This window comes from Algibacter lectus (assembly GCF_004368925.1).
Taxonomy (GTDB): Bacteria; Bacteroidota; Bacteroidia; order Flavobacteriales; family Flavobacteriaceae; genus Algibacter; species Algibacter lectus.
This window is the reverse complement of record NZ_SORL01000007.1, coordinates 1,154,252-1,179,184: the sequence shown is the minus strand read 5'-3', so window position 1 is coordinate 1,179,184 and position 24,933 is coordinate 1,154,252. Positions and strand designations below refer to the sequence as shown.

The window sequence follows — 24,933 nt, the reverse complement described above, 5'->3', positions numbered from 1 at the left end:
ATCTGTTTAAAAATTGAAAAACTTAAGGGTAGTTTTATTGAAATAATTTTTCAATAAATATGAAAAGAAATTTCACATTAATAACTGCCCTTTTATTTGGGAGCGTAGTAGGTTTTTCTCAACAAAAAAAGACTGAAAGTTCTACTGCTTTTTTCAAGAAAATTAAAACTGAAAAAGTAATTTCAGACCCATCTGTTGTTTGGAAAAACTTCGGACCAGGAATGTCTGGCTATAACGAAGAGTTTTGGTGCCATCCTACAGATCCAAACGTTATGTTTATGGGGCCAGATATGCATGTTAGCTATGGCACTTGGGATAATGGGAAGTCTTGGCATACCATAAAAGATTCTGATGGTCTTGGTTTAGATATGGAGCGTGTTCTCGATATTACATTTTCTGAACAAAATCCCGATTTTGGAGTCGCTATAGAGCGTGCCGGTGGTGTGTATACCTCAAATGATAGAGGTAGAACTTGGAATTTAATTTACGATATTCCTAGAACTAGCGGAAAACATGTAAGTAATGCGCATACGCAAGTAGCTATTAATCCTGAAAATGATAAAGAATGGTTAATAGGTGCAGGCGATTTTTGGAATGTAAAAGATAATCACAGAAGTTTAGCTCAACCACATGGAAATATTCATGAAAGAGCAAGCTATGGCTATATTTTAAAAACGAAAAATGGAGGGAAATCATGGTCTAAAATTGCAACAGATATTTCTGGAAATTTAGATGTGGCTAGAATTATCTATCATCCTAAAAAGCCTTCAACTATTTTTATAGCAACTAATTATGGTTTTTTTGTAAGTGAAAATTCAGGAGATGATTGGAAAGCAGCGAACAAGGGACTACCAAATAACTTACCTCGCGATTTAACATCATATTACAACCCTAAAACAGGCGATTTCGAATTGTTTTTAATAGAACAAACGGTTTATAAAAAATCAGGAAATACAACAATATCTAAAGGAGGTGTTTATAACAGTATAGATGAAGGAAAATCTTGGACAAACATTACCGGAAACCTAGCTATTGATTTAAATGAGATTAGTTTTTCTTCAGAGATAGATAGGTATTACAACACTATTGGTTATTGGTTTGGACAAACTAAACAACAAATTAAAGCAGAGCTAAAAGAATTACCTACAGAAGCGTTACCGGTTTTTAATAGGTTGGTGGTAAATCCGTTAAATAAAGATGAAATTTATGTTGCTTTTAATAAAAAACACGATAAAAGTTTTGGAGCAGGAGATCTTTGGAAAACAGACAACGGTGGTAAAACATGGATTGTTTGTGCTAGAAACGGTATGTACTGGAAAGCTAAAAAAGATAAAGCCTATTGGGCAAGTAGAAATAACCCAATAGGAGATAATATTGAATTTGCACACTTGCAAGTCAATATGGATAACGGATCAGAACGTTCCGGAAATCGTATGTTGGCTATTAATGTAAAAGGAGAAGTATTTATTGGTATAGATCAACAAACTTTAAAATCTAAAGATCATGGTAAAACTTGGCAACAAGTAGACGATTTTGAAACCTCGCCAGGAAGCAACAAATGGATTGGTAGAGGCGATAGTGATTTACCTGGGAGATACATGTTACACGAAACAGGAATTAAAGGAAGACGCTTATTAGCTAGTGGAGAGCATGGTTTGTGGCAAACAACAGATTTAGATGGTTGGCCAGATAAACAAGCTGTGGCTGTAGAACAAATAGATGGGCAAGTGCACGACCATAGTGGAATGCATGGGCAACATTCAACTTCCACTATGGCAGTTCACCCTAACGATCCAAATACAATTTATTCTTTGGCTTGGAGACAAGAGCATAGAGGAAAATTACGTAGAACGCAAGATGGAGGAAAAACTTGGGAAAATATAGCGACTATCTTAGAAGCAGACAATCCGTTTTATAGAGGTTTGGTAACTCAATATTCTTTAACAATTGATCCTAAAGAACCCAAAAACATGTATTTCTGTACAGTGTTTAAACCTATTGCAGAGGTAGGAAACGGAATGGCAAAACTAACCAAAGGAGGATTAGGTTTTTATCGTTCCTTTGATGGAGGCTATACATGGGAATTAAGCAATAAAGGTTTTCATAAAGGAGCAAGTGTAAGAAGAATTAAGCTAGATCCTGAAAACCCAAATATTATTTATGCTGCTTTAAATGATAATATTGGAGGTTTATATAAATCTATAAATAAAGGAACGTCTTGGGAAAAAATGCGTATTCCATCAGAAATTAAAGCTGTAAACAATGTGTTTATAGATAGAAATAGTCAGAACTTATACATAGCAACGGGCAGACGTACTGGAACCTATGAAGAAGGAGGCGTTTGGAGAAGTAAAAACAACGGCAAATCTTGGGAACAAATTTTTAACGCGCCTTTTGTATGGCAAGTAGAAACTTCTCCATTAGATGAAAAATTAATTGTAATTAGTGTGGCTGGACAAGCAGGACATATGTCTAAAGAGTTTATGAATCCTGGGATTTATCTGTCTCAAGATGGAGCAAAAAGCTGGACAAAAATTAACAATGGCCTTGGGCAACCTAATAAAATGGTAGATGTAAAACCAGATCCGTATAATAAAAATGTACTGTGGAGTGCGGCATGGGGATCAGGTTGGTTTATTACTTACTTAAACGGATCGACAGAAGGTTGGTCCAAATAAAAAATCTTTCAAACTCATATATACAGCAAGGTTTTTTTAGTGTTTTAGAAAAAAAAACGTTAAAAAAACCATTTGTTATTGTCTTTTACACAAGTGAATAATGAAAGAATATGGTTTCTGCGACCTTTGTATATGTATTTATAAATTAATCAAATGAGACTTATTAAGCGCCCTTCGTTATTCTTATTCATTCTAGTATTTTGTGTTTCAAATTACATAAATAGCCAGAATAGAGAATCTTTTAAAGAAAATTGGAAATCAATAGAAACAGTAAATCAAGCACCAGATTGGTTCAAAGATGCCAAATTTGGAATCTATGCACATTGGGGACCTGTATCATCTGCTTTTGAAGGTGCCGATCCAGATAAATGGTATGCAGGTTGGCATGGGATGAAAATGTATGTAGATGGCAAGATTGTGCCTCAGCCTAATGGAAAACCTTCTAATAATTTCGTACATCATTCAAAGAAATATGGACATCCAAAAGATTTTGGTTACAAACACATTATAGAACAATTTGAAACTACTGGTTTTGATGCTAAAAAATGGGCAGATTTGTTTGCGAAATCAGGCGCTAAATTTGCTGGTCCAGTAGCCATGCATCACGATAATTTTGCAATGTGGGATAGTAAAGCAACACGTTGGAATTCTATGAATTACGGAGGTATAGATCCTTCGGCGGCGTTAAAAAAAGAAATTGAAGCCAAAGGTCTAAAGTTTATGGGATCTTTCCATCACGCATTTACATGGAAATACTTTGCGCCGGCTCATGCACACGGCGGTATTGATCCAAAAGATTATGATTTATATACAAATCCACATACATTAGATTCTGATACTCCAGATGCTCAGTTTTATGAAGATTGGTGGGCGAAGTTAAAGGAGTTTATTGATGTTTATCAGCCCGATTTAATTTGGTTTGATTGGTGGTTAGAAAACATGACGGAGGAATCTCGTCTTAAATTCTTAGCTTATTACTATAACAAAGGTTTAGAATGGAATAAAGATGTTGCTGTTTGTTATAAAGAAACCACATTTACAGAAACTACAGCTATAAAAGATTACGAACGCGGGCGTCCAAATCAGCCAAAAGAAAACCCATGGTTAACAGATACATCGCCCGGAGCATGGTTTTATCGCCCTGGAGCTCAGTTTAAATCTCCAAACGAATTGGTAGATATATTGGTAGATATTGTTTCTAAAAACGGTTTAATGCTGTTAAATGTACCACCAAATCCTGATGGATCTATTCCTCAGGTTATGGAAGATTTACTTATAGATATGGGAGCTTGGTTAAATATAAATGGAGATGCTATCTATGGCACACGCCCTTGGATTGTTTTTGGTGAAGGCCCAACACGTTTACCAGAAGGAGGACATAAAGTAGAAGACAAGGTTAAAATAGCTTACAAGAATACCGACATTCGATTTACTAAAAAATCGGATAAAGAATTCTTTGCTATCGTAATGGATAAGCCAGAAAACGAGATTGTAATAAAAACATTAAGCACTGAAATTGGAGCATTAAATTCTCGAATTTTAAAAATAGAATTGCTAGGTAGTAATGAAACTATTAAATGGGAAAGAACTAAAAAAGGACTTGTTATTCAATCTCCCAAAGCATTCCCAACAGATTATGCTCATGCTTTTAGAATTGTTTTAGAAGGTTACACCGAAAATAATATTGGTGGTGATGTTGGTGCTCACGAAGATTAAAGCATTATAGTTTGTGTTTAATAAATAAATTTTAACCGACATATTTTGAATAAAAATACTCTAAAAACAAAGTTTATATAATGAAATTTAAAAAGATAAGTAAATTACTGTGTGTTGTGTTTTTGGTGACGTTTAAATATGTAAATGCACAGCAAACAGAACAACCTAAACCAAATATTTTATGGGTATTAACAGACGATCAGCGTTATGATGCTATTCGCGCTTTTAATAAAATTCTAGATGGTCGAGAAATGAGTGCATTGGGTTATGTAGAATCACCAAACGTAGACAAATTAACTCAAATGGGGACTACTTTTATAAATACCTATTGTCAGGCAACAGGTTGTGCTCCTTCGCGAGCTTCAATGATGACGGGACGTTATCCTTTCAGGTCTGGAGTTTATGAGTTTGAATATCATAATAATCAAGCAGAACATTCTAAACCTAGCTTGCCAGAACAAATGGCCGATTTAGGGTATGAGACTTTGCATATTGGTAAACTTGGTTTTCGTTTAAAAACAACGAAAAATGGAAAATTAAAATCTGCTGAAGTGTTCCAAAAGAATATTGATTTTAAGCAATTAAGGCGAGATGGTTTAACCGATTGGGGAAAAGATTGGTTTTACGAATTGGATGGAAAGAAATTTGATAAACCAATTAAGAATTTAGAGTTTTTTGTAACTCCTGAAGGTAAATTTGAATACGTTATACCTAAAGATTTAGAAAGCAAGTTTACCAAGTATAAAGGTACAGCTACTACATCTGTTGCAAAGTATGATTTATTTAGAAAATATAGTAAAAGAGATCCAAAGTCAGATTACAGCGGGATTATCTTAGCAGGTGTTAGTAGTCGAAAAGCAGGAAAAACAAGAGATGGTTACTATGCTTCAATATTTGAAGATTATCTAAAAAATGAAAATCAAGAATTCACTGTAGGTTCTAGAACCTTTAAAGGTGTAAATACAGAGAAGCCGTTGTTTTGCCATATCGGATTCGATTTTCCTCATACGCCCGTATTGCCTCCCGCAAGTTATAGAAACCGTTTTCAAAAATATACTTATAAGGTTCCTGCTTTTAATAAGAAGGAATTAGAAAACATGCCTAAGCAATTAAAAAAACAAATTAATAATGCGTATTCAGATGACTTTACAGATGAAGAAAAGCAAAAAATGATTCAAGATTATTATGCCTTTTGTGCTTATGGTGATGCCTTAATAGGTGAAGCTACAGATGCTTTTATTAAATATAGCGAAGCAAAAAAGCAACCTTGGGTCATTGTTTACGTTTGTGGAGATCATGGTTGGAAGTTGAACGATCACGGATCTGTTTCTAAATTTTCATCATGGGAAATTGATAGTCATAATCCAATAGTAGTGGTATCGTCAGATAAAAAAGCATTTCCAGCAGGAAAGGTGGTAAGAGATTTTACTGAGTTTGTTGATATTGCTCCAACCATTTTAGCAGCATCGGGTGCTAAATTAGAAGATGAAAAATTTAATTATTTAGATGGTTTGGATATGGCTAAAATAGCATCAGAATCAATTCCGTCAAGAGATTATATTGTAGGTGAAAGTCATGCTGTTACAGGTCCTAGAGCTTTTATTCGAACTAAAGAATATGTGTTTTCAATGCAAACGCGTCCTGATAAAAAACGTGGCGAAAATATGGATTGGGCATTACATGCGAGTTATAAAGATTTAGATCCTGCATTGTATGATATGAAAAACGATCCGAATGAAATCAACAATTTAGCCTTTGATAAAAAGTATGCAAGCATTGCAGAAAAAATGAAAGAGAAGTTGATAAACGTTGTTTTAGGCGACAATAGAGTTGAAGTGAAATGGGGGAAACGTGGTGATGGAACGGAGGTGTTTCGCAGCAATTTTGCTCCTGGAGCTCATGATTACAAACTAAAATTATAACATAAAGCGAATAAAGAATGAAAAAGAATATTCTGTTTTATATCTGCTTTTTTCTTGCGTTAAGTTTGGTTAAAGCACAAAAATCTACGGAAATATCTAACGTTAAAAAAAGGAATGCAATCTGTTTTGCTTTGTACACGGTACATGAGCAAACTTTAAAGCTAACGGCACAATTTTACCCTGTAAAAGATTACAATCCGTTTACCGCATTATTACAAATTAAGAACAATAATAAATGGGAAGATGTTCAGGAAGCGAGAATTCAATATCCTGGTTATACAGCTCATTTCAGAATAGATAATTGGGATGATACTCAAGAAAAAGAATACCGAGTAGCTTATAAAAATCAATTTTTTTATGATGGTATAATACGCAAAAATCCAAAAGATAAAGAAGAACTTATTATGGCGGCGTTTTCTTGTTGGTCCATTTATAAGAGACATGGCGGACAAGGACCTGCAGATGATATTCTTAATAATTTAAATACCCTAAAGCCTGATGTGCTCTTTTTTGCAGGAGACCAATCTTACGACCATAGTGACCATTACGGATATTGGTTAAAATTTGGAGAAGTTTTTGGAGATATTATTAGAAATACACCAACCATTGTTATACCAGACGATCATGATATAGGGCAAGGTAATTTATGGGGAGATGGCGGCAGAAAATCACCAAATAGAGACGGGAATCTTGGAGGTTACTATATGCCTGTGGAATATATTAAAGAGGTGGAGCGTGCACAAACAAGTCATTTACCCGATCCTTTTGATCCAACACCAGTAGAACAAGGCATTGGAGTGTATTATACAGATTATAATTGGGGTGGTATAAGTTTTGCGATTTTAGAAGATAGAAAGTTTAAATCTGGTCCTAAACGTGTTTTAGAGAAAGGACGTTTTGAAGACACTCGCGAAATGGATGTACAAGGAGCAACCTTGTTAGGAGACCGACAATTAGATTTTCTAGAAGCTTGGACTACCGATTGGAAAGATGCCGAAATGAAAGCCGTTTTATCTCAAACCATTTTTGCTAACGTAACTACACATTCGCCAACATTGCAAAAAAAGCAACGGTATAGTGTAGATTCAAATGGTTGGCCTCAAGCAGGTAGAAACAAAGCATTGTCTGTTATTAGAAAAAGTTTTTCATGTATGATTGCTGGCGATCAACATTTGGGTTCGGTTTTGCATCATGGAATTGAAGATTGGAATAATGCAGGATATTCTTTTGCAGTGCCTGCAGCTTCAAACTTTTGGATGCGTTGGTTTAAACCCGATGCTCCAGGTAAAAATCATGTAAAAGGAAGGCCTAATTATACCGGCGAGTATTTGGATGCTTTTCACAATAAAATAACGGTACACGCAATAGCTAATCCAACACATGAGGATAATACAGCAAAAGAAAACCTATTAAATGGCAGGGCTTCAGGATATGGTATTATTCGTTTTAATAAAGCGTCTCGCCAAACTACTTATGAGTGTTGGGCAAGAAATGTAGATATGTTTGCACCTAATGCAAAGCCTTATGATGGATGGCCGGTAACCTTCAATCAACAAGATAATTTTTTAATTAAAAATGGTTTCGAATTACCTGAGTTACAATTGAACAAAACGAATCAAGTTGTTACCATTAGAAATCAATACACCAAAGCCGTAGTGTCTTCTTTAAGAATAAAAGGAAATACTTATAAACCAAAGGTTTTACAATCAAACATGTATGCTATTGAAGTAGGTGAAGGAGCTAATGTAAAACACCTTTTTGATATTGAAGCCATCAAGAAAAACAATAAAACAATCAAAATAGATTTATAAAACAACACTGCTATGAGAAAATATATAGGCTTACTCCTAATATTTGCGAGCATATGCCACGTAAATGCACAATCCGGACCACCAGAACCACCAATAGGGAAGCGTTGGGTAATTAACCCTAGTTTTTCAGATGAATTTAATGGTGAGACTTTAGATTCAGATAAATGGTACGATTATCATCCTTCATGGAAAGGTAGAGAACCAGGTATATTTTTGCCTTCACAGGTATCCGTGAAAAATGGTTTTTTGCAAATTAAAGGAGAGAAGTTAGAAAAAGATACCATTGTAAAAGCCTATGGTAGAGAGCTAAAATTTAATATTGCTGGAGGTGCAGTCGTTTCAAAAAAAACGGCATTTCTTGGGTACTATGAGTGTCGTGCAAAAGCGGCCGCAACTACCATGTCCACTACATTTTGGTTTTCGACCACAGGTGCTGAAGACGGCCCGAATGGATGCGATAAATATGGTCAAGAATGGGATATACAGGAATGTATTGGTAGAAGCGGTGATTTTGCAGGTAGTTTTTTTTCTAATGGCATGAATTCTAATGGTCACTTTTGGTACACAGACTGCGATAAGAAAAGGCACGATTTAAGAGCGCCGGCTGTAAAGTTTGTTAATAAAGAGTTAGCCTCAAAAGATTTTCATGTGTATGGTGGTTGGTGGCGAGATGAAAAAACAGCAACACTTTATTACGATAATAGAGCTCCTAAGCACATGAAGTTTTATGATGGGATAGTTGACAAGCCTTTTAACAGACCTATGTATATGCGATTGGTATCTGAAACGTACCCGTTTCCTTGGATAGAATTACCAACAGATGAAGAATTAGCAGACCCTAGTAAAAATACAGTGTATTATGATTGGGTAAGAGGGTATGATTTGGTTGATGTTGATGCTAAAGATATCGATCAGTCTTATGAGAAGGGTTTAAATTTATATAATGAAAGCATCATTTTTTCGGAAGTAGAAACCGTAATAGAAGTGACCGACGGGTTGAAAATTCCTTTAAGTTTTAAGGCAAATGAACACAGGAAAATTTATATAAAAATTTCTGAAACTACAGATAAACTAAAAGAAAAGTGGAATAAGAAAGTTTTTGAAAAAACAATTGATGTGTATCCAGGTTATGGACATATGGAGGTTATATTCAATGTAGATAAAAAAATGTCTAAATCTGCAACTTATGTTGTAGAAGCATTAATTAGAGATATTAACGACGAAAATAAATCTAAAGGAGCCTTAGATACAAGTACTTTATTTTTTACAATCCGTTAATGTTTTTAGTAGTGAATAATTATAAAATGGGAAGAAAAGCAATGAGAAGACTAGGATTATTATTGATGTTATTAGTGTGGTGCAATAGTTTTTATGCACAAGAACGAACTCAAGATTTTAATTTTAATTGGAAATTCACATTAGTTGAAGATACTAAAACTCCAACAAATTTACCTTTAGATGATACTAAATGGAGAGATGTGCGCTTGCCACACGATTGGAGTGTAGAAGCGTCGTTTAGTGAAGATTTAGATGGTGCTACGGGATATTTACCAGGTGGTGTTGGCATATATCAAAAACATTTTGATGCGCCTGCTGATGCTGAATCCAAAAATGTATTTGTATTGTTTGATGGTGTATATAATAATGCAACCTTTTGGCTAAATGGTAAATTATTAGGCGAAAATCCATATGGTTATTCACCAACTTATTTCGATTTAACTGAAGTTTTAAAAACAGACGGCACTAAAAATATATTAACCGTACATGTAGATCATTCTCGTTATGTGGACAGCCGTTGGTATACAGGAAGTGGTATTTACAGAAATGTAAAGTTAATAACGGTAGATAAATTACATATTCCTATTTGGGGAACTTTTGTAACTACACCCGAAGTTAGTACAGAAGTTGCAACGGTTCAAATACAGACCAAAATTAAAAATGGTTATAGTAAAAATCAGAATATCACGTTAATCACAAAAATTATTGATAACGAAGGTAAAACGGTTACCCTTCAAGAAAAAGAAACAAAAATAGGCTCAGGTAAAGAAATAGAGGTTTTACAAAGTTTGCAAGTCGCAAATCCTAAGTTATGGGATACAGATCACCCTAATTTATATAAAGTAATTACCAACGTATCTGTAAAAGGAAAAGTGATAGATACCTACACAACGCCTTTCGGAATAAGGAGTTTATTATTCGATAAAGACAAAGGTTTCTTCCTAAACGGTAAACCAACTTATGTAAAGGGTGTTTGTTTGCATCACGATGCAGGTTTGGTTGGTGCTGCTGTTCCTAAAGGTGTTTGGGAAAGAAGATTACAAATATTGAAAGAAGGTGGTGTAAATGCTATCCGTACCTCTCACAATCCTTTTTCAGAAGAATTCTTAGATCTTTGTGATGAGATGGGATTCTTGGTTCAAAACGAAATTTTTGATGAAATGGATAACCCTAAAGATAAGCAGCACAACATGAATGAAAAAAGTGTGCAGTACATTACTAGAGGTTATACTGAACATTTTCAAAAATGGGGAGAAAGCGATTTAAAGAGAACCATGTTAAGAGATAGAAACCATCCTTCTGTATTTCAATGGAGTATTGGTAATGAGATTGAATGGACTTATGAGGGCTATAAGCACGTAAGTGGTTTATGGGATCCCGAAGTAAAAGGTGGGTATTGGAATAAAATTCCGCATTTAACTAAAGAAGAAATGATAGCGCGTTACAATGCGTTGCCAGACAGAAAATTTAAATTAGCCGAAACCGCAAAGCGATTATCTAAGTGGGTTAAAGAAATGGACCAAACACGTCCTGTAACCGCTAATTTAATTATACCCGTAGCAAGTTTAGCTTCTGGTTATGCCGATGCTTTAGATGTGGTTGGGTTTAGTTATCAAACCAATCAGTACCATTGGAGTAAGAAAAACTATCCGAATAAATTATTTACCGGTACAGAGAACTCAGGCGGTTGGCAAGATTGGAATTCTATTATAGAAAACCCGATGGTGTTTAGTATGTTTATGTGGACAGGTATCGATTACATGGGCGAGGCTACAAATAAATGGCCTCAAAAAGGATGGGATGGCGATTTATTAGACTTTGCAGGTTTTAAGAAGCAAGGTTGGTATTATTTTAAAAGTATTTGGGTGAATAAACCACATGTGTCTATTGGCACAACACCTTTAGAAGGTTCTGGTTTTGAAAGCGATTCTTTAAGTGGAAAAGCAGTAGTATCTTCTAAAAAAGTATTGAATTGGAATAATAGTAAAGCCAACATGCATTGGAATTATAAACCAGGAGAGTTAGTGGTGGTTGAAGTTCCAACAAATAACCATGTAGTAGAATTGTTTTTAAATAATCGTTCCTTAGGAAGTAGAAGTTTAAGTGATAATCCTGATAGAATTTTACGTTGGGTAGTTCCTTTTGAAGCTGGTACATTAACAGCACGTGCAGGTTTTGAAGGACAAGAGGTTGAGTCTGTATTAAAAACGACATCTGCTGCTGTGGCCATTAAATTATCTGTAGATAAGACCACTTTAAATTCCGATGGGTATGATGTAGCTCACATCATTGCTCAATTAGTGGATAAAGATGGTTTAGAAGTAAAAACTGAAAATGCAGAATTAACTTTCAATGTAGATGGTAATGTTAAAGTTTTGGGTGTTGATAATGGCTCAAAGGATAATATTCAAGATTTTCAATCGAATAAAATCATAACTTTCAAAGGAAAAGCTTTATTGTTAGTACAGTCTTTAAAAGATAAAACAGGAAAGATGAATATAAAAGCTAAAGCACCAAATCTTAAAAGTAATTTGGTGGTAATTCAAGTTGAATAATTAATATAATTTATGCTCCTGAAGGTTTTCAAGCTTTCAGGAGCATTAAAAATTAAGTATTAATATTATTGAAAAATAACAAGGACTTTTTAATATGCTCTTGCCAATATGGCCATTCATGAGCTCCTTCAAATTCCTCATAGACATGAGGGATTTTTTGTGCTATTAATTGGTTGTGAAGTTTTCTGTTATGTTCAATTAAGAGGTCATCTTTACCACAATCAAATCGGGTAGGCGGCAAGTTGTTTTTATTACTTAGTATCATATCCAAAACAGAAGTTTCTGTTTGCTCTTTCTCGGTGTAAAGGGCTTCATCTTCTTCCACAAATAAATGCATTTGTGTAATATCGGTTATGGAAGAATGTCCGGAAATAGCACTATAAGTTTCTGGATGTTTTGCTCCTAAACGTAAAGCGCCATAGCCACCCATAGATAACCCTGAGATGAACAAATCAGATTTAGTACTCGTACAATCAATATTTTCAATAATAGCGTTATTTACATCTTCAACGATCCAGTTTTCAAAGTTTTTACTATTGTGTGGTAAATATGCAGAACCATCGCCCCATAAGCCATCCGAAGGCATAGCAATAACCATAGGCTTTAAGATACCAAGTTCCATCATTTTTAATGCCGTAAAATGAACACCAGCTTTGTGCGCCCAAATCCAAGCACTTCCATAAACACCATGCAATAATGTTACAATAGGAATATCTTTAAGATTCTTCATTGGTGGCACAAATACACAAATATCGCCACGACCTTTTAAATTGGGCGTTTTTACTGTTATAAACCGAAGATTATTACTTTCAAATTCTGGATTTGATAGTTCTGTAGTTCTAAATTTTGATTCCATACTGCTTGCTTAGTTTACAATAACTGCTGTATTTGTGCCTTCTAACTCACCTGAAACTGTTTTTAATAGAATGGCTCCTTTTGATTTGGATTGTACATAAATAACAGCTTGTCCGTTAAAAAAATCTCTAGTAGGTTTCGATAGGTTTTGTACATTGGTTGGATCGCCATTTCCTGATGCTAAAAATTGAGCGGCACCACTAACTTCAATACTCATGGTTTTGTTGTAATGTGGGTTTAAATTTCCGTCTTTGTCTACAACTGAAACCACGTACACGGCAACTTCACCATCGTTTATTTTTTGTACTTCATTTTTAATATGAATATGATGAGGTTTACCTGGAGTAACTCGTTTAGTTTCTGCTACTTTCTTACCTTTTTTGTTATATCCAACAACTTTAACTTCACCAGGCTCGTAAACAACATGCTCCCAAACCATAGCATAGGCTTTTAACTGAGCCATAGTTGTACCACCCGAAGCTTCTTTTTTTATGTCTTTAGCTAGAAATTCTGGTACAAGTGGTTTTTCCTTCGTTTTGATACCATAACTTTTGCCGTTTACAAACAGTTCAGCTTTGTCGTAAGTGGTATAGCAAACCACAGGGATTTCTTTACCTGCCATTTCAGGAAGTGACCAATGTGGGAAGACATGTAAAACTTCAGCATCTTCATTCCATTCGCTTTTGTATAAATAGAATTTGTCTTTTTCTAAACCTACCATATCAACAGGAGCAAAGTAAGAACTTCTTGATTTTGCTGTGTGGTATGGAGATGGTTCACCTAAATAATCGTAACCCGTCCAAATAAAATCACCGTAAACAAAATCGTTATATTCTTGTGAGGCTAATTCTTTGTATGGTGCATAACCCCAAGGTACATTGGTGTTTTCATAGTTTCCAGGTTGACCATCGGCATATAATTCTGTATTTACAGAGGTCCCTCTTTTATTTTGTAGCGTATCAAAAACAACAGGAAATTTATAGGAGTTTCTAGTACTTAACGCACCTCCTGTTTCACTTGCATAAAACTTTAAATTTGGATAATGTTCTCTTATTTTATGATAAATCCCTGGTTTATAATTAAATCCAGCCACATCAACTGTAGCTGCCATACCACTTTCTAAAGCATTATTAGCGGAGTTAAAGCCAGCGGTAGTAGCACGAGTGCTATCTAGTGTTTTTACAATATCATTTAGGTAAGCAGTAATGTTATTAGGGTCATGTTTGTATTGCTCCATAATTTCATTTCCAATACTCCACATAATGATACTTGGGTGATTTCTATCTCTTAAAATCATGTCGCTAAGATCTTTTTTAGCCCATAAATCGAATTGCTTGGAATACCCATTTAAAACCTTGCCTAATTGCCATTCATCAAAAGCCTCATCAATAGCTAGGATCCCCATTTCATCACAAATATCTAAAGCTTCAGGAGCTGGCGGATTGTGAGAAAATCGAATAGCATTTACACCCATATCTTTCATTTTTTTCATTTGACGTACAAATAATTCCTTATGAAAAGCGGCACCTACAGGCCCGAAATCATGATGCATATTCACGCCTTTAAACCGTGTTTTTTTATCGTTTAAATAAAAGCCGTCTAGTTCAAAACGAATACTTCTAATTCCGAAATTAGTAATATAAGAATCAACTAGGTTTCCATTTTTTAAAATTGACGTTTTTAATTTATAAAGATGAGGTGTTTTAATATCCCAAAGTTGAGGTTTTGTAACTTTAAAATCTTCAGATAGTTTCTCTTCTCCATTTAGAGAAATAGATTTTGAACTTTGTGTAATTTGTTTTCCGTTTGGATCGATAATTTCATTTAACAGCGTGTAATCACCTTCACCTAAAACTTCTAAATCTAAATGTACTAAAGCATGCTTTTTAGTGATTTGAGGTGTACTCACAAAAGTTCCCCATGTTTTAATATGGGTTTTATTCATTTTAGTGATTGATACTTTTCTGTACAAACCAGCACCAGGATACCAACGCGATTGACTATTGAAGTTTTCTAACCTAACAGCAATGGTGTTATCTCCGGGTTTTAAGAATTTAGTAATATCAAAGTAGAAAGAAATATAACCAAATGGGCGCTCACCAACATATGTGCCGTTTACGTAAACCTTAGCATTACTCATGGCTCCATCGAACATCAATTGAACCTTTTCCTCTAAATCGGCTGCCGAAATAGTATGTTTTGTTCTATACCATCCGATACCGACATAAGGTAAAGCACCTGTTCTTCCTGTTCTATATTTTGGCTTGGTTTCACCATCTTGAATCACCATGGTTAGTTGGATATCATGGGTGAAGTTAAAATCTTCTTTTACTGCCCAATCATGAGGTACGGTAACGTTTTCCCATTCCGCATCATCAAAATTTTCTTGAAAAGCCGCTCCATAATCGTAATTAGAAAACTTCCAGTCTTTTAGAATTTCAACGGTTCTACTTTGAGCCGTTAACAAGTTAATGGTACAAATTAAGATTATGATTGATGCGTATTTTTTCATTTTGTATACTATTTTAATTGAAGTTTTAGTCTTTTGAATCTACTAACTTATAAGTTCTTATATAATCAATGAAAGCAGTTCGGTCTTCTTTGTTTGCACTAGCAACTTTTCCGCCATCTTCAGGAATTGGATTCCAGTCGTAACTTTCAATAGAAAAATGAATGAAGAGTTGTTGATCAAAATCTACAGGTGGTTTTATGGTATATACATGTTTTCCGTCGAGGTAGAATAACAGTTCGGTTGGACTTTTCCACCAACAACCATACGTATAGAATTTATCAGAATTTTTAACATCAGGAATTATCATGTCTTGACTTCTTGTGGCTTCATTACATTCTGTTTTTCTAAAAATAGTATTAGAATGCATTATTTTGTCCCAAATTTTTCCCCAGTCTTTAGCTAGAGGCGATACACTTCCAACAGATTCTGTAATGTCTATTTCGTGTTTTTTACCACAATTATTTCTAGACATTAACCAAAAGCCACCGCCCATTTCGGTTTTACTCATTTTGAATTTAGATTCAAAATAATGACCGTATGAAATAGGTTGAACCGCTCTAATGATACCACCGTAATAGTTGTAAATAGATGGTGTTTTATATTTTAGGCTAGTGATGGTTTTATCTAATTTTCCAACTTCAATTTCCATGAAACCTTTGTTGACTTTGATAGAGCTTTCTTTGAATAGGGCAGGAGGTCTTCCAATCCATCCGAAGTCTGGATGCTTTTCAGGATCGCCTATCCATTTTTTATCATCTAATTTTTTTCCATCAAATTCATCGGAAAGATTATCGATTTTTACCCATTTTTTTCCTTCCGGAGCAGGTGTTTGCGCATATAACCCGCTGTTAAATAATGTACAAGTAAATAATATTATATAGAGCTTTTTCATTTTCAATTAAATTTTTTATTCAAAAACAATAACACCTTTTGCGTTTTTACCAGTAAGCATATCATCAAATGCCTGTTGTAAATTTTCTAACGGATAGGTTCGCGTTATCATTTCATCTAGCATTAATTCACCTTTATCATAGAGGTTTGTTAATTTAGGGAAGTCTATTTGCGGGCGACATTTACCGTACAAAGGGTTAATGTAGATTTTATCCCATTCAAACAATCGCATATCGATATTGATCTCTTGCTCGATACCACTTACTTGAACTGCTGTTCCTGCATTTCTAATCATGGCTAAAGGTGCAGCTCCTAATTCTGGAATGGCGGTACATTCAAAAGCATAATCGGCACCTCTACCGTTGGTCATTTTTTTAACTTCTTCCGAAGCTTTTATTAAACCTGTATCATTTTTATCGGCCAATATAGTGTGAGTTGCGCCAAATTGTTTTGCCATTTCTAATCGCTCCTGATTGATATCGATAGCAATAATTTTAGCTGCACCAGATATTCTGGCACCTTGAATAACGTTAAGGCCAACACCTCCTGTGCCTAAAACAACAGCCGAACTACCAGCTTGAAGTTTTGCAGAATTTACTACCGAGCCATAACCCGTCATAACACCACAGCTTATAATACTAGCGGAAGGCATTGGTATATTATTTTCAATCTTTACGCAAGCCGATTCTTTTACTAAAGTATATTCTGAAATGGTACCTATATTAAATGAACGCTCTATAGGTTCGTTGTCCCAAAGTGTGCCTTCTATATGGGCATGACCAGGTGTATAACCATTGCCACCAGCGGTTACTGGGGAGTTGTTTTCGCAAATATGTTGGTTTCCTTCTTGACATTGAAAACACGTCATGCAAGGAGTAGCCCAATTTAAAATAACAGCATCGCCTACATTTACGCTCGAAACGGCGCTACCTATTGCGGTAACAAGTCCGGCGCCTTCATGCCCCATAACAATAGGTTTTCCCCAGTTTAAAGAATCGTGATCTGTATGGCATAAACCAGCAGCTTTTATTTTTACGATAACTTCATCTGGTTTAGGATCTGCAACGGTTACGGTATCAATAATGAAAGTGCCGTCTCCCTTTGCAATGGCTGCTTTTGATGTAATAGGCATAATTTTATTTTTTTAAGCTAAAAAGCTGTTTGGTTTAAATGGTATGGATAAATCTGAGATTTTAGATTTGTCTAGTTTTTGTTTTGATTTGATGAATTTTGTTCCCAACACATAAGCTTTGGCAAAATTAACGGCGTCTACTGCTAGTAATTCGTCGTCTTTAAAATACCAGGCTGAAAAGCTGTTTTCGGCTTCTTCTTGTCGTATAATAATCTGATTATAACCTTTTGAAAGACCAACAATTTGAAGTTTTACATCGAATTGATCCGACCAAAACCAAGGAATGGTATCGTAAACTACTTCTTGCTCACAAATGGCTTTTGCTGCAGCTTTAGCTTGGTCTACCGCATTTTGAACAGATTCTAAACGCAAATAATATTTGTAATGCGGATTATAATGATAGGTACAATCGCCAATGGCATAAATATCAGGATCATTCGTTTTGGCGGTTTCATCTACTTTAATACCGTTTTCAATGACAATTCCAGCATTTTGAGCGAGTTCACTATTCACTTTAATACCAACCCCAACAACAATTAAATCGGCATGAAATTTAGTGCCATCATCACAAACCACAACGTTGTGATCATCTTTGTTTTCAATAGAAATTACATTTTTACTAGTGAGAACTTTAACACCATTATTTTGATGTAATTGCGTGAAAAAGTCTGACATTACTGGTGCTGTAACTCGGGCTAAAACACGTTCTTCTCTTTCTAAAACAACAACATTTGCAACTAGTTTTTTTAATGATGCGGCGGTTTCTAAACCTATATATCCTCCACCAATAATTACAGCTCTTTTTGTAAGTGAATTATTTATGGTTTTTCTAATATTAATAGCATCTTCAGCAGTACGCATTGGAAAAACGTTTTTTGCCAAATCTAGACCTTGAATAGGAGGGATGAACGGTCGAGCGCCTGTTGCAATTACTAATTTATCATACTGTTGTACGCTGCCATTAGCGAGAGTAATTGTTTTTTCTTCTTTGTTTATAGTGTTTACAGCGATACCTAATTTTAAAACAATGTTATCGGTTTTATAGTTTTCCTTCGGAAATAATAAACTTTGTTCCGTTCCTTCTTCACTAGTCAAATAGGCTTTAGAAAGTGGTGGACGATGATAAGGGAATTCCTTATCGTTATCATACAGGATAATTTCTCCTTCCCAACCTTCTCTTCGAAGTGCAAAGGCAAAATTAACACCGGCATGACTTGCTCCAATTACTATACAAACCTTATTTTGTGTTGTGCTGCTCATTAAAATGTTATTTAGCAACGGTTAAGATAAGTCCGTCTAGATCTTCACTAACTTTCATTTGACAAGATAAACGACTGTATTCACTTACGTTATCATCAAATTCTAGCATATCATTTTCAAGTTCATCAGGCGCTCCCGTTTTGTCCCATTGTTCTGGATTAACATGTACATGGCAAGTTGCGCATGAGCAAACGCCACCGCAGTCGCCATCAATACCTTTAATTTTATTTTGAACTGCTAATTCCATCACAGACCCTGTAGAACCTTCTACAATTGTTGTATTTCCATCACTTGTTATAAATGTTATTTTAGCCATTTTCGTTTTTTTTTAGAGTTTATTAAATTTTACTTGAATACTATCAAAGCCAACTTTACGCTTAAATTCATCAAGATTTTCTATGTTTTCTTCACAATCTAAAATCTCCATAGATTTTACTTTTTGTGTAAGTACAGTTAACAAAATTCTCATAATTTGACGCGCGTGAGTGGCACCTAAACAGTTATGAGTTCCGAATCCAAAAGCAACATGCGGATTTACTTTTCGGTCTAAAACCACCTCGTTTGCTTTTTCAAAAACACGCTCATCTCTATTTGCCGAAGCCCAACACATAGATATTCTGCTTTGTGCTTTTAAAGCATGCTCACAAACTTGAGTGTCTTCTGTAACAACGCGTCCCATTTGTGTTAATGGCGAGAAGTAACGTATAAGTTCTTCGATGGCAGTGTTCATTATTTCAGGCTCATCACGCAAACGCTCTAAAGCTTGCGGATGCTCTGCAAAATAAGCTATGGAGTTTGTTACTGCATTAATAACCGTATCTCTACCTCCTGCAAAGGTTAAAATCATGACTCCTTTTGCTTCTTCCTTAGTTAATTTTGTACCATTATTTTCTGAAGCCAATAGTACAGAGTACAAATCATTTCCAGGGTTAGCAATAGCTTTATCTAATTCTGCATCAATATAATCATATAAAATATTAGCTTTACTACTATCTAGTGCAGTGTCTTCGCTTCTAAATACATGAGTTCCCCAAGAAATCCATAAATCTGCTTTTTCCGGAGGCACATTTAATAATATAGTTAAGGCTCTAGATTGTAGTTTTAAAGCAAATTCTTCAACAACTTCAATTGTTTCTTTTGATAATGCTTCATCAACTACATTGTTAATGATTTGAGATAGGTTTTCTTGATATTTTGCTTCTAAAGGGCGCTTAAACCAAGGTTCTACTATATCTCTATAGCCTTTATGTTCTGGCGGATCCACTTCAAAAGGAATTTGACGCGTGTCTCTAATATGAACTTCAGAAGGAACTACAATTCTGCCAACTTCTTCACCTCCAGATTGAAATGTTTTCCAATTATGAGCAGATTTACGAACATCTTTATGACCTAAAATCATTGTTACAGGATCGTTTTGGTCATTCATTTTTCCAAAACCTTTTTCAAGTCTTGCTTTTTTGAATGGGTCTGAAATTTTGCTTTTTTCCATGAGTTGAATTTTTAACAAAATTGAATATAATATGCGATGTATTTATAGCCTTTTTTAGCTGATAAGTAACTTATTCTGTTTATAAAAGTGTATTTATAAATTAATAGTGATAAAATAGAATATTTATGAAGCCAGTATTAGAACAAATTGAGTTAGGTAAAAAGCAATCTATTTTGGTTTTTGAATATAATGCTCCTTATTTTGATACGCCTTGGCACTTTCATCCTCAGCATGAGTTAGTACATATTGAAGAAAGTGTTAGCACCAAATATATTGGTGATTATGTTGGGTTTTATGTTTTTCTTTTTAAAAACCTGCATATATGGAATCTCAAACGGCCGCAGTTTCAATGTTTAGTAAATTAGAATGATAAATTGTTTTCCTTTTAGTAAGTCAACCTGAAGAAGAATCATTAAGGTAATCAACACCTATATTAATATTTAATTAGGTAGTTTTTTCACATTCTTCAGGTGGATTTCATTCATAATTACTCATTTTTGTAATTCACTGCATGCAATCTACTAAGTACAACATCTTTAATTTTTGGAATTACGTTTTTCATTAAATACGGAGGATATGCACCTGCAATGTCTTTTCCAATTTCATTGTATAGTTCTCTCATATAAGTTGTGTGAACAATAGTTCCTACATTTAGCTTTGCGACACCCATTGTGATAGAACGTTGAATATCTTCATCTGGAATACCAGTTCCACCGTGTAAAACTAAAGGAACGCTTACGGCCGCATATATTTCTGCCAATCTATCAAAATGAATTTTAGGTGTTCTTGGTGTAAATCCATGTGATGTGCCAATACCAACAGCCATAATATGTGGGTTGGCTTCTTCAACCATTGCTTTTACGTCGGCTACACTTGCTAAAAAGTCGGTATCAGATTTTACAATAACGTTACGCCCCATAATTTTTCCAATTTCGGCTTCTACTAAAACACCGGCAGATTCAGCATATTTTACGACTTCTTTAGTCATTGTGATGTTTTCTTTCAAACTTTTTTGAGAGCCATCAATCATAACCGAATGATAGCCATCATCAATGGCTTGTTTACACATATCCACAGATACACTATGATCTAAATGTAAATAAATAGGTTGTTTTGTATAAGTTTGAATTCCTTCAACCATTTTTTTACATAATAAACTTGAATTTAATTCAACAACAGGAGGGTAGGTCATTGCCATTACCGGACAATTTGCTTCTTCCGCAGCTAATGCAACCGCTTTTAAGTCGTATATGTCATTTATATTAAACCCAATGATACATTTTTTTTGCTCTCTATAATTGTTTAATAATTGTATTAAATCTTGATTTTTCATTTTTTGAATATTTTAATGTTAGTAGTTTAAGTTTTTTTGAATACTTCGTCCTGTAGTTCCAGACTGGACAAACTCTAAATCTTTAATGTTTGCCCAATGATTAAATTCTTTTAAATCTTCTTGAATATGGCCTCTACCAATGATCCAATGGTGATCTAAACCTTTGCTTAAAATGGTTCCTACAACTGCTGAGGCTTTTACATTTTTAGGTGCAACTTCGCCATAAGCACCTCTAAATCGCATTGGAGAATCTACAATTTCACCTTCAAAAGAAAGCATACTAGAAGCATGTGGATATTGATATTTAGCGATGGTAATATGTCCTTTTTCTAGTAAAAATTCCAATAACATTCCATAAGATTGCGCCTCATCATAATTATCTAAAATACTATGGTTTCGTATTTCAAAGCCAGTTCCTTTACGAAGTAATTTTGTTGGAGAACCACCACAATGCCACATTCCTAATTTATTTTCGTCAGAATTTAAAATTGATAAATCGGTTAGAGTAGGCAAAGCATTTCCATTACTAATTTCGTTCATCGTAATCATGGTAAGTAAACCTCCCATATCAGATTCATCAGCGACTGGAATTCTTAGATCTTGAACTAAAGCACCAGCACCATCACCTGCAATTTGGTAATTGTCAAATAGTTCTGGCCAGTTTTTTAAAGCTACACCCAAATAGTTGCCTTGTCTAACGTAATCTGCAATTGCTAAACTAAAACGAACAGAAAGAAACAATTCACGCTCGCTTACTTTTTTATATTTACATTCTTTAGCGTTAATTAATTTTTTTACAATGGCATTAATACCTTCTTTTTTAAATTTGTTACCATGTTTCCAAACCGTTTCAATATCAACTCTGTCAACTCCTAAGCCAAAATGTTTAGCAATAGACATTTCGTTTAATTCACAATCGTAAAAACCAGGTACTCGCATACCTCCAATCATTAGTATATTAGCATGTTGCATTCTTTTTTTTGCACTTACAACTCTAATTAATCGATCTAAAACAACATCTAATTGTTTTGTTTTAGGCGCGTTGAAAACCCAAGAGTATTTAACTTCCAATGAGTTTAAAATGTTTAATAAAAAGTTTTGACCACAAAGCCTATTTGCGGTTAATCGCCCTCCTGTTACTTCAGGATGTGACCAACTTAATAAAGGGGTATTGTGTTCACGTAACCAATTTCCTAAGGCCAAAGCGAGGTCTCCAGCAATGTATGAAGCTTGGTAAATAATTAAACCGCTTATTCCTTCCGCTTTAAAATTATTTAAAACGTCTAATAATTCTTTTTTAGTTTGAACAGGCTCTTTTAAAGCTAATAATGCGTTGTTTACGCTAAAAACACTTTTAGTTTGTTCTACAGCTTCAGAATAGGACTGTTTTGCTTTTTCCCAATCAAAATGCAACTCAAAACCAATTCCGATAAGCCCAATTTTAACATTTTGTTTATTTCGAGCCTTACAAATCAATTTTTCCATTTCTTCAGCTACAACACCTTTGCGCTGTAAGATGTCTATATTTAGATTTATAGAATGTAGGGCGGATTTTTCTAATATATCTGTTTCCATAATTTATTTTTTTAGTATTTGTTGTTCAATTTCTTCAGTACTTGGGAAATAGCTTCTTCCACCAAAATGTTTTGCTATTATTGATGCGTATGCCGAAGCAAATTGCAATCTATCTTTTAAATTTTTGCCTTCTAATAAAGCGGCAGCGTATGAGCCGTGAAAAGCATCACCACAACCAGTTGTATCAACAACTGTTGTAGGAAAAGCAGGTTGATGAATAATTGTATCGCTTTCAAGAGCCCAACTACCATTGGCACCATCTGTAATAACTAACTGACCTTTAGTTAATGAACTTAGGCTTTTTAAACAATCTTTAGGTTTTTCTAAGCCACTTACCATTTGCGCTCCTTCCAAAGGCAAAATAATGTGACTTCCAAGTGAAATCATTTCTTTTAAAACACTTATATCTCCTGTTTCAATATCTAAAACAGATGGGATATTGTGTTTTTTCGCCATTTTTAATAGTTCCAAATTTCCAACTACATCGTAACCATCAACAAATAGTAACCTGCTGTTTTTAATCCATTCTTCATTTAGGTCTTTGGGTTGAAGTGGTTTGTAATTATTTGTTGAATAAAATACCGTTCGCTCTCCATTGTCTGAATTTATTTCAACAACAGCAATTGCAGGTTGAAAATCTTCCTTTTGAATGAGTAAGGAGGTATTAACACCACATTTAATTAATTCCTGATTGGCAATCATACTCAATGTATTGTCTGCGGTATATCCCAAAAAAGTGGTTTTTAATCCTAACTGTGCAATTACGCAAGCGGCATTTCCTGCAGGTGCACCACCTTGAATAATTATTTTTGAAACTTCGTGTTTTGTTCCTGATTTTATGTTAGATGGAACTTCAGATAAAATATCTACAACCATCATTCCTGAAACGATTACATCAAATAGCATTTTTAATTCCTTTAAAATTATAAGGTAAATGTACCATTAGCTACGCCTGATTGTTAAATACAGGATTGGTCATAAAGTGTACTATTTTTCCATATATTTGGTTTATTGTTTAGCTAATGTGAAAATATATACATAATGAAGGCAGTTTTTGAACCTATATCTAATTATTCGAATGAGTCATTTTATTATAGAGTGTTCGAAAAACTTGAATTTGAAACTCCTTGGCATTATCATCCTGAGTGGGAATTGACTTTTATCACAGAAAGCACAGGTATAAGAAGTGTAGGGAATTCAATTAAAGCTTATCACCCAGGGGAATTAGTATTATTAGGTCCAAACTTACCCCATTGTTGGAAAACAAATAAAACAACTAAGCAACTTGCAAAGTCTACAGTAATTCAGTTTGATAAAAATTTACTGGGTGAAGGCTGGATGGAAAAAGAAGAATTTTTACTAATTAAAAAACTGCTTTGTAAAAGTAGCTATGGATTAATATTTAATGAAAACGTTTCAACTATTTATGGAGAAAAAATGGTTTTGATGAAAGGAATGTCTCCTACATTAAGAATAATTGAAGTAATTAAATTACTTCATGAATTATCATTAGAAAAGTATGAAGTATTAAGCTTAGGAGCAAGATTTGATGTTGATGCTGTTGTTTCAAAACGAATTGAAAAAATTATTGATTTTGTAAATAATAATTATCAGGATAAAATTGATTCTTCTCAGTTAGGAGAATTAGTTTTTATGACTCCAGTTTCATTTTCAAAATTTTTCAAGAAAACATTTAAGAAAACATTTACTTCCTATTTAAATGAATACAGAGTTAGTAAAGCATGTGAATTATTAAAAGAATCGGATTCTTCAATTGAGCAAATAGCTTTTGAAACAGGGTATCCAAATCTATCTTTCTTCCATAGACAATTTAAGCTTTTTACATCTCGTACACCTGCTCAATATCGAGCAGTTTTTTTTAGATAATATATATTAATTAATAAGTAGCTTATTCTGTTTGTAAAA

The 24,933-nt window shown here is 34.3% G+C and carries 18 protein-coding genes; 8 read left to right on the top strand and 10 right to left on the bottom strand.

Annotation, left to right across the window (positions count from 1 at the left end; genetic code table 11):
• Nucleotides 1-59 precede the first annotated feature (59 nt).
• The 6 genes from DFQ06_RS05675 (at nt 60) to DFQ06_RS05650 (ending at nt 11,960) form a co-directional block, all read left to right on the top strand.
• Nucleotides 60-2,678 carry a VPS10 domain-containing protein gene (locus DFQ06_RS05675; protein ID WP_133966572.1) on the top strand — a complete coding sequence of 873 codons (2,619 nt, stop codon included), beginning with the start codon at nt 60-62 and terminating at the stop codon, nt 2,676-2,678.
• 153 nt (nt 2,679-2,831) lie between these two features.
• Entirely contained in the window at nt 2,832-4,394 is a 1,563-nt protein-coding gene (locus tag DFQ06_RS05670; RefSeq protein ID WP_133966570.1) for an alpha-L-fucosidase, read from the top strand.
• Nucleotides 4,395-4,474: 80 nt separating this feature from the next.
• Nucleotides 4,475-6,316 carry a sulfatase-like hydrolase/transferase gene (locus DFQ06_RS05665; protein WP_133966568.1) on the top strand — a complete coding sequence of 614 codons (1,842 nt, stop codon included), beginning with the start codon at nt 4,475-4,477 and terminating at the stop codon, nt 6,314-6,316.
• 17 nt (nt 6,317-6,333) lie between these two features.
• Entirely contained in the window at nt 6,334-8,127 is a 1,794-nt protein-coding gene (locus tag DFQ06_RS05660) for a metallophosphoesterase family protein (RefSeq protein ID WP_133966566.1), read from the top strand.
• Between the two features lie 12 nt (nt 8,128-8,139).
• Nucleotides 8,140-9,405 carry a family 16 glycosylhydrolase gene (locus DFQ06_RS05655; RefSeq protein WP_133966564.1) on the top strand — a complete coding sequence of 422 codons (1,266 nt, stop codon included), beginning with the start codon at nt 8,140-8,142 and terminating at the stop codon, nt 9,403-9,405.
• A 41-nt stretch (nt 9,406-9,446) separates the two neighbouring features.
• On the top strand, nt 9,447-11,960 hold the full coding sequence (locus tag DFQ06_RS05650) for a glycoside hydrolase family 2 TIM barrel-domain containing protein (RefSeq protein ID WP_235833494.1): 2,514 nt from the start codon (nt 9,447-9,449) through the stop codon (nt 11,958-11,960).
• Between the two features lie 52 nt (nt 11,961-12,012).
• On the opposite strand, the gene DFQ06_RS05645 is transcribed toward DFQ06_RS05650, so the two are convergent.
• The 7 genes from DFQ06_RS05645 to DFQ06_RS05615 are packed head-to-tail and all read right to left on the bottom strand — an operon-like array spanning nt 12,013 to nt 20,099.
• Nucleotides 12,013-12,816 carry an alpha/beta hydrolase gene (locus DFQ06_RS05645; RefSeq protein WP_133966560.1) on the bottom strand — a complete coding sequence of 268 codons (804 nt, stop codon included), beginning with the start codon at nt 12,814-12,816 and terminating at the stop codon, nt 12,013-12,015.
• A gap of 9 nt (nt 12,817-12,825) precedes the next feature.
• Nucleotides 12,826-15,327, bottom strand: coding sequence for a glycoside hydrolase family 2 TIM barrel-domain containing protein (locus DFQ06_RS05640; protein ID WP_133966558.1), 2,502 nt, complete (start codon nt 15,325-15,327; stop codon nt 12,826-12,828).
• A 25-nt stretch (nt 15,328-15,352) separates the two neighbouring features.
• Complete coding sequence (locus DFQ06_RS05635; protein WP_133966556.1) at nt 15,353-16,219, bottom strand: LamG domain-containing protein; 867 nt, start codon at nt 16,217-16,219, stop codon at nt 15,353-15,355.
• A 15-nt stretch (nt 16,220-16,234) separates the two neighbouring features.
• Nucleotides 16,235-17,350: a Zn-dependent alcohol dehydrogenase gene (locus DFQ06_RS05630; RefSeq protein WP_133966554.1), complete on the bottom strand. Its 1,116-nt coding sequence runs from the start codon at nt 17,348-17,350 to the stop codon at nt 16,235-16,237.
• 12 nt (nt 17,351-17,362) lie between these two features.
• Entirely contained in the window at nt 17,363-18,610 is a 1,248-nt protein-coding gene (locus DFQ06_RS05625) for an NAD(P)/FAD-dependent oxidoreductase (protein ID WP_133966552.1), read from the bottom strand.
• A 7-nt stretch (nt 18,611-18,617) separates the two neighbouring features.
• Nucleotides 18,618-18,926: a 2Fe-2S iron-sulfur cluster-binding protein gene (locus DFQ06_RS05620; RefSeq protein WP_074935620.1), complete on the bottom strand. Its 309-nt coding sequence runs from the start codon at nt 18,924-18,926 to the stop codon at nt 18,618-18,620.
• Nucleotides 18,927-18,938: 12 nt separating this feature from the next.
• Complete coding sequence (locus DFQ06_RS05615; protein WP_074935619.1) at nt 18,939-20,099, bottom strand: cytochrome P450; 1,161 nt, start codon at nt 20,097-20,099, stop codon at nt 18,939-18,941.
• A gap of 125 nt (nt 20,100-20,224) precedes the next feature.
• Between DFQ06_RS05615 and DFQ06_RS05610 the strand changes: the two genes are divergently transcribed.
• A complete protein-coding gene (locus tag DFQ06_RS05610) occupies nt 20,225-20,464 on the top strand; it encodes a cupin domain-containing protein (protein WP_042498918.1) in 240 nt (79 codons plus the stop codon).
• Nucleotides 20,465-20,586: 122 nt separating this feature from the next.
• Here the strand turns inward: DFQ06_RS05610 and DFQ06_RS05605 are convergent, their stop codons facing one another.
• Genes DFQ06_RS05605 through DFQ06_RS05595 form a run of 3 tightly spaced genes read right to left on the bottom strand, consistent with a single transcriptional unit; the run spans nt 20,587 to nt 23,913 of the window.
• Nucleotides 20,587-21,432: a class II fructose-bisphosphate aldolase gene (locus DFQ06_RS05605; protein ID WP_133966550.1), complete on the bottom strand. Its 846-nt coding sequence runs from the start codon at nt 21,430-21,432 to the stop codon at nt 20,587-20,589.
• Between the two features lie 18 nt (nt 21,433-21,450).
• Nucleotides 21,451-23,007, bottom strand: a complete 1,557-nt coding sequence (locus DFQ06_RS05600; RefSeq protein ID WP_133966548.1) for an L-fucose/L-arabinose isomerase family protein — start codon at nt 23,005-23,007, stop codon at nt 21,451-21,453.
• A gap of 3 nt (nt 23,008-23,010) precedes the next feature.
• Nucleotides 23,011-23,913, bottom strand: coding sequence for a carbohydrate kinase family protein (locus tag DFQ06_RS05595; RefSeq protein ID WP_133966546.1), 903 nt, complete (start codon nt 23,911-23,913; stop codon nt 23,011-23,013).
• Between the two features lie 135 nt (nt 23,914-24,048).
• On the opposite strand from DFQ06_RS05595, the gene DFQ06_RS05590 reads away from it, so the two are divergent.
• On the top strand, nt 24,049-24,894 hold the full coding sequence (locus DFQ06_RS05590) for an AraC family transcriptional regulator (protein WP_133966544.1): 846 nt from the start codon (nt 24,049-24,051) through the stop codon (nt 24,892-24,894).
• Nucleotides 24,895-24,933: the final 39 nt, after the last annotated feature.

What these genes read in the sequence shown, in the direction of transcription:
- DFQ06_RS05635 (WP_133966556.1), bottom strand. Translation starts at nt 16,219, where the DNA reads ATGAAAAAGCTCTATATAATATTATTTACTTGTACATTATTTAACAGC.
- DFQ06_RS05655 (WP_133966564.1), top strand. Translation starts at nt 8,140, where the DNA reads ATGAGAAAATATATAGGCTTACTCCTAATATTTGCGAGCATATGCCAC.
- DFQ06_RS05605 (WP_133966550.1), bottom strand. Translation starts at nt 21,432, where the DNA reads ATGAAAAATCAAGATTTAATACAATTATTAAACAATTATAGAGAGCAA.
- DFQ06_RS05630 (WP_133966554.1), bottom strand. Translation starts at nt 17,350, where the DNA reads ATGCCTATTACATCAAAAGCAGCCATTGCAAAGGGAGACGGCACTTTC.
- DFQ06_RS05615 (WP_074935619.1), bottom strand. Translation starts at nt 20,099, where the DNA reads ATGGAAAAAAGCAAAATTTCAGACCCATTCAAAAAAGCAAGACTTGAA.
- DFQ06_RS05660 (WP_133966566.1), top strand. Translation starts at nt 6,334, where the DNA reads ATGAAAAAGAATATTCTGTTTTATATCTGCTTTTTTCTTGCGTTAAGT.
- DFQ06_RS05640 (WP_133966558.1), bottom strand. Translation starts at nt 15,327, where the DNA reads ATGAAAAAATACGCATCAATCATAATCTTAATTTGTACCATTAACTTG.
- DFQ06_RS05625 (WP_133966552.1), bottom strand. Translation starts at nt 18,610, where the DNA reads ATGAGCAGCACAACACAAAATAAGGTTTGTATAGTAATTGGAGCAAGT.
- DFQ06_RS05665 (WP_133966568.1), top strand. Translation starts at nt 4,475, where the DNA reads ATGAAATTTAAAAAGATAAGTAAATTACTGTGTGTTGTGTTTTTGGTG.
- DFQ06_RS05600 (WP_133966548.1), bottom strand. Translation starts at nt 23,007, where the DNA reads ATGGAAACAGATATATTAGAAAAATCCGCCCTACATTCTATAAATCTA.
- DFQ06_RS05650 (WP_235833494.1), top strand. Translation starts at nt 9,447, where the DNA reads ATGAGAAGACTAGGATTATTATTGATGTTATTAGTGTGGTGCAATAGT.
- DFQ06_RS05595 (WP_133966546.1), bottom strand. Translation starts at nt 23,913, where the DNA reads ATGCTATTTGATGTAATCGTTTCAGGAATGATGGTTGTAGATATTTTA.
- DFQ06_RS05645 (WP_133966560.1), bottom strand. Translation starts at nt 12,816, where the DNA reads ATGGAATCAAAATTTAGAACTACAGAACTATCAAATCCAGAATTTGAA.
- DFQ06_RS05675 (WP_133966572.1), top strand. Translation starts at nt 60, where the DNA reads ATGAAAAGAAATTTCACATTAATAACTGCCCTTTTATTTGGGAGCGTA.
- DFQ06_RS05610 (WP_042498918.1), top strand. Translation starts at nt 20,225, where the DNA reads ATGAAGCCAGTATTAGAACAAATTGAGTTAGGTAAAAAGCAATCTATT.
- DFQ06_RS05670 (WP_133966570.1), top strand. Translation starts at nt 2,832, where the DNA reads ATGAGACTTATTAAGCGCCCTTCGTTATTCTTATTCATTCTAGTATTT.
- DFQ06_RS05590 (WP_133966544.1), top strand. Translation starts at nt 24,049, where the DNA reads ATGAAGGCAGTTTTTGAACCTATATCTAATTATTCGAATGAGTCATTT.
- DFQ06_RS05620 (WP_074935620.1), bottom strand. Translation starts at nt 18,926, where the DNA reads ATGGCTAAAATAACATTTATAACAAGTGATGGAAATACAACAATTGTA.